Source organism: Leclercia sp. M50, from assembly GCF_037150775.1.
Classification (GTDB): Bacteria; Pseudomonadota; Gammaproteobacteria; order Enterobacterales; family Enterobacteriaceae; genus Enterobacter.
The window spans coordinates 1-4,440 of the sequence record NZ_JBBCPK010000178.1 but is presented as its reverse complement, the minus strand read 5'-3'; the positions used below and the strand labels follow the sequence as shown (position 1 = coordinate 4,440).

Annotated in this window: 7 protein-coding genes; 6 read left to right on the top strand and 1 reads right to left on the bottom strand. The window is 57.2% G+C overall.

All coding sequences use genetic code 11. From position 1 onward, the window contains the following. A partial coding sequence (locus tag WFM46_RS22965) for a Smr/MutS family protein (RefSeq protein ID WP_336998632.1) occupies positions 1-274 on the top strand: 274 nt, incomplete at its 5' end. Between the two features lie 3 nt (positions 275-277). Next, complete coding sequence (locus tag WFM46_RS22960; protein ID WP_336998631.1) at positions 278-1,222, top strand: zinc-dependent alcohol dehydrogenase family protein; 945 nt, start codon at positions 278-280, stop codon at positions 1,220-1,222. Positions 1,223-1,225: 3 nt separating this feature from the next. Here the strand turns inward: WFM46_RS22960 and WFM46_RS22955 are convergent, their stop codons facing one another. Then, positions 1,226-2,263 (bottom strand): AI-2E family transporter, encoded by a 1,038-nt coding sequence (locus tag WFM46_RS22955; protein WP_103179424.1) that lies wholly within the window; start codon positions 2,261-2,263, stop codon positions 1,226-1,228. Positions 2,264-2,397: 134 nt separating this feature from the next. On the opposite strand from WFM46_RS22955, the gene WFM46_RS23940 reads away from it, so the two are divergent. The 4 genes from WFM46_RS23940 to WFM46_RS22940 form a co-directional block, all read left to right on the top strand. Further along, complete coding sequence (locus WFM46_RS23940) at positions 2,398-2,568, top strand: protein YdgV (RefSeq protein ID WP_419196031.1); 171 nt, start codon at positions 2,398-2,400, stop codon at positions 2,566-2,568. A gap of 115 nt (positions 2,569-2,683) precedes the next feature. Continuing rightward, a complete protein-coding gene (mdtJ, locus tag WFM46_RS22950) occupies positions 2,684-3,046 on the top strand; it encodes a multidrug/spermidine efflux SMR transporter subunit MdtJ (RefSeq protein ID WP_114315139.1) in 363 nt (120 codons plus the stop codon). After that, the gene (gene mdtI / locus WFM46_RS22945) at positions 3,033-3,362 is read left to right on the top strand and encodes a multidrug/spermidine efflux SMR transporter subunit MdtI (protein WP_103179426.1); all 330 of its coding nucleotides are present in this window, start codon (positions 3,033-3,035) and stop codon (positions 3,360-3,362) included. The genes mdtJ and mdtI overlap by 14 nt, the downstream gene beginning before the upstream one ends. Before the next feature lie 86 nt (positions 3,363-3,448). Continuing rightward, positions 3,449-4,440: CHASE4 domain-containing protein (locus WFM46_RS22940; protein WP_336998630.1), on the top strand; the 992-nt coding region annotated here is incomplete at its 3' end.

Sequence of the window (4,440 nt, the reverse complement as noted above, 5' to 3'; positions counted from 1 at the left end):
GTGCCGCCAGCAGCTGTATACCTTTATTCGTCAGGCGGAGCGTGACGGCCTGCGTAACCTGATTATCATTCATGGTAAAGGGCGCGACGACAATTCTCACGCCAACATCGTGCGCAGCTATCTGGCGCGCTGGTTGACCGAGTTTGAGGCGGTGCAGGCCTTTTGCGTCGCCCAGCCGCACCACGGCGGCAGTGGCGCCTGTTACGTCGCGCTGCGTAAATCAGGTGAGGCGAAGCAGGAAAACTTTGAGCGTCACGCCAAGCGCAGCCGTTAGAGTATGGAAAACACCGCATTATGCTACCGCAAGTTTGGTGAGCCTGAGTCTGTTCTGCGGCGGGAAACGGCGATAAAAGCGTCGCTGAAACCGGGAGATATTCGGGTGCAGATGCTGATGGCGCCGGTCAACGCTTCGGATCTTATCCCCATTACGGGCGCTTACCGCCATCGCATTACCCTGCCTGCCGTTGCCGGATACGAAGGCGTAGGGCGAGTGATTGCCGCGCCGGACAGCGCGGCGGCGCTTATCGGCACGCGGGTTCTGCCCCTGTGTGGGGAAGGCACCTGGCAGCAGTATGTGGATTGCCCGGCGACGCTTGCGATCCCGGTTCCGGATACCATTCCTGACTCGCTGGCGGCGCGGGCGTTCATCAATCCACTGGCGGCCTGGCTGATGCTCAGCCTCTATCCCCCACAGGGGAAACGGGTGCTGTTGACTGCCGCCGGTTCGGACTGCGCCATTTTGCTGGGGCAGTGGGCGCTGCGGCAGGGCGCAACCGAGGTTTACGGCATTCACCGCTCGGCGGTACATGCCGACCGGCTGCGGGCGATGGGGATTCTCCCCGTTGCCCAGCAAGACATTGACAGCGTGCGTGCCCTCGCTGCGGCCAGCGATATTGTCTATGACGCCACCGGCGGCGAGCTGGCGCTGGCGATCCTGGGGGCGATGGACAAAAGCGCCGCCTTTGTCTGCTACGGTTTGCTCTCCGGTCAGCCCTTTGCATTACAGCGTCACTTTCCGGCGGTGCACTGGTTTCATATCCGCAACTATCTGGATGCGCTCACACCTGAGGCGTGGCAGGCGGCATTTTGCGATATCTGGTCATGGCTTGCCGCCAGCCACTACAGTGACACGACGCTGTTGCCCTTTACCGACTGGCAATCAGCGCTTGCCCATTACCGCCAGGCGGGACGAACCCACAAGCCGCTGCTGGAGATTGGCTAACCGTCACGTTTCCCGGCTCATATCGCTGAGCAGCAGGGCAATGCTTTTGCCGCCCTGGGTCTGCTCCAGCGCAATCTTCGCAATAATGGTCAGGGGCACCGACAGCAGCATGCCAACCGGACCCAACAGCCAGCCCCAGAAGATCAGCGACAAAAAGACCACCAGGGTGGAGAGACCCAGCCCGCGGCCCATCACGCGGGGCTCGAGGATATTGCCGAAGATCAGGTTCACCAGCAGATAACCTGCCAGCAGCACCAGCGCAGCGTAAAAGCCGCTGAAGACCAGCACCTGGGCAATCGGGGGAACGGCGGCCAGCACCGAACCGATGTTGGGGATATAGTTCAGCGCAAAGGCCAGCAGCGCCCAGACGAAGGCAAACCGTACCTCCAGCACCGCCAGCATCCCCCACACCACCAGCCCGGTCACCAGACTGATGGCGGTCTTCAGCACCAGATAGTGCGACACGCTGTCAAGGGCGCGCTGGATGGCAGCCATGCCTTCCACCGGGCGGGTCATCAGAGGCTGGAGTTTCGCCGGCAGCTGCGGCACCTCCAGCAGCATAAAGACCACGGTCAGCAGTAAAAGAAAAATGGAGGTCATGGCGCTGGAGAGCTGGGCCAGCAGGGCGGTCACCAGCGTCATGGCGGCATTGGGGTCAATATATTTCAGCAGCTCTTCCATCGACACCTCAATTCCGGCCCGCTGCAGCCAGGGCTCAAGATGCAGCAGCGGAACGGCCAGCGAGGTGCGATAGTGCGGCAGGGTGCGGGCCAGTTCATTCAGCGAGGTGCCGAGATAAGCCACCAGCAAAGCCATCAGCACCACGATAAGCACAATCGGCAGGGTGATAGCCAGCACGCGTGGTAGACGAAGCCGCACCAGTCTTCGCACAACAGGCTGAAGCACCACGGCGATAAACAGCGCCAGGATAAAGGGCACGATAATATCTGCCGCGAAACGGATCCCGGTGAGTACAATCACCAGCATGCCAAGCATAATGACTATTTTTAATCCGTTGAGGGTAATAATGGGTTTCGCCATGCTGGCTCCTGATAATGTCCTTTATATTTATTCTAGCGGCGCAGCACGCTTAATAAATTAACCAAACGCAAACGATGAGGGTAAAGAAATGAAAATGCTTTGAGTAAAATCCTGGCTTATGGTAGAAATCAGCTGTGTTTAACTACTGGAGACAATTTTCATCTGCACTGACGAGAAGCAACACCGCAGATAATTGTAATTTTATGGACAATCTGTTCAGCACCGTTTTATCAAAAATCACTCCCGCTCTGTTCTCCTCTTTTTGCCTTACGTCTGGCGAGCAACACTGGCGCAACGCGCTGTAGACCCTCTCTCTGCCTGAGCTGGCGCATTGCGTCCGGCTAATCTGTTACGTTTTTTTTATCCGGCTGCCGTTACTGGCGAGCCGCGAAGGATTATATTCTCAAGCAGGAGAAAAACATGTTTTACTGGATCCTCTTAGGTCTTGCTATCGTTGCTGAAATAACCGGCACCCTCTCCATGAAATGGGCCAGCGTCACCGGCAGTCACAGCGGCTATATTTTAATGCTGTCAATGATTGCGCTGTCCTATATTTTCCTCAGTTTTGCGGTTAAAAAAATCGCACTGGGCGTGGCCTACGCGTTATGGGAAGGTATTGGTATTTTGTTAATTACGCTGTTCAGCGTGATGCTGTTTGATGAGTCGCTTTCCCTGATGAAAATGGCCGGGCTGACGACGCTGGTGGCGGGCATCATATTAATTAAATCCGGCACCCGAAAACCGGCAAAACCGCGTGCGGAGGTGACCCATGCAGCAGTTTGAGTGGATCCATGCCGCCTGGTTAGCCCTGGCTATCGCGCTCGAAATTATTGCCAACGTTCTGCTGAAATTCTCAGACGGTTTTCGCCGCAAAACCTACGGCCTGCTGTCGATTGCCGCGGTACTGGGCGCCTTCAGCGCCCTGTCACAGGCGGTAAAGGGGATTGATCTGTCGGTCGCCTATGCCCTGTGGGGCGGGTTTGGTATTGCGGCAACGCTTGCCGCAGGCTGGATCCTGTTTGGGCAGCGGTTGAATCAAAAAGGGTGGATTGGCCTGGTGCTGCTCCTCGCCGGAATGATCATGATAAAACTGGCCTGATAACGTCGCTGCCTGTCATTACGGGCAGCGAAATTTATCTCCTGTATTACGCTTAGACGGAGGGCATAAAAAAGGACGGTGACTGAATGCGTAACCCTTTAAGCTGGCATAAAATTCCTTCTGCCAGGACCTTGTTTGCCATGATCTTCATGGCAGGGGTCGGCTTAATTTTCTCTGTGGTCGCCTTGCTCTACCTCTCCCTCAACCTTATCAGCAGTAAAGCCAACGAAATCGACGAGCAGCGCACCGCGCTCTCGGTAGAGGGCGCTATTCAGACATCGGTGAACCGGGTCTGGTCGCTGGTGATTGATAACGCGGTCTGGGACGATGCCGTGCGGGAGGCCTATCGCCCGGCGCTCGACATCGACTGGCTCTACAACACCTGGGGCGCGGGCTACAAGGTGAATAACCTCTATGACGGCACCTTTGTACTCGACGAACGGTTTCGGGTGCTGTGGGGATCGTTCAAAGGCCAGCCTTTTGCCGAAAAAAACCTCGACTTCTTTGGCGACGGTTTGAAATCGCTGATCCTGATGCATACCAACGCCCGGCGCTCGGATAAAAACATCTACGCCGGGATCACCCGTACCCGGGCGGGGATTGCTTTTGTTGGCGTTGGCCTGATACGCCCGACGATTGGCAGCCTGCGGGTGGGGGACAATACCCGTCGTTTTCTGGTGATTACCCGCCATATCAACCCGCAAATCCTGCGCGATCTCGGAAATACGTTTCAGATCGACAACCTGACCTTTACGCCAGAGCGGGTGAGCGATGTCAGTGTGCCGCAAAAAAGCTCCTCCGGCGAAGTGCTGGGCTATCTCTCGTGGCAGCCTCGCCTGCCGGGGGCCGCAGCGGCGAAAGCGGCCTCCCTCGACATCACGCAGATCGTCTTGCTCACCGCGACGCTGATTTTGCTGTTTATCCTCTTCAGCTGCGTGGGGCTGTATAAACTGGCGCGGGGGGAGACGCTGGCGCGGTCGGTGGCGCGTACCGACTGGCTGAGTCATCTACCCAATCGTCGGGCGCTGATTGAAGAGCTGGAGCGGGTGAGCCAGCGCGGCGATACCGATCGCAAAAG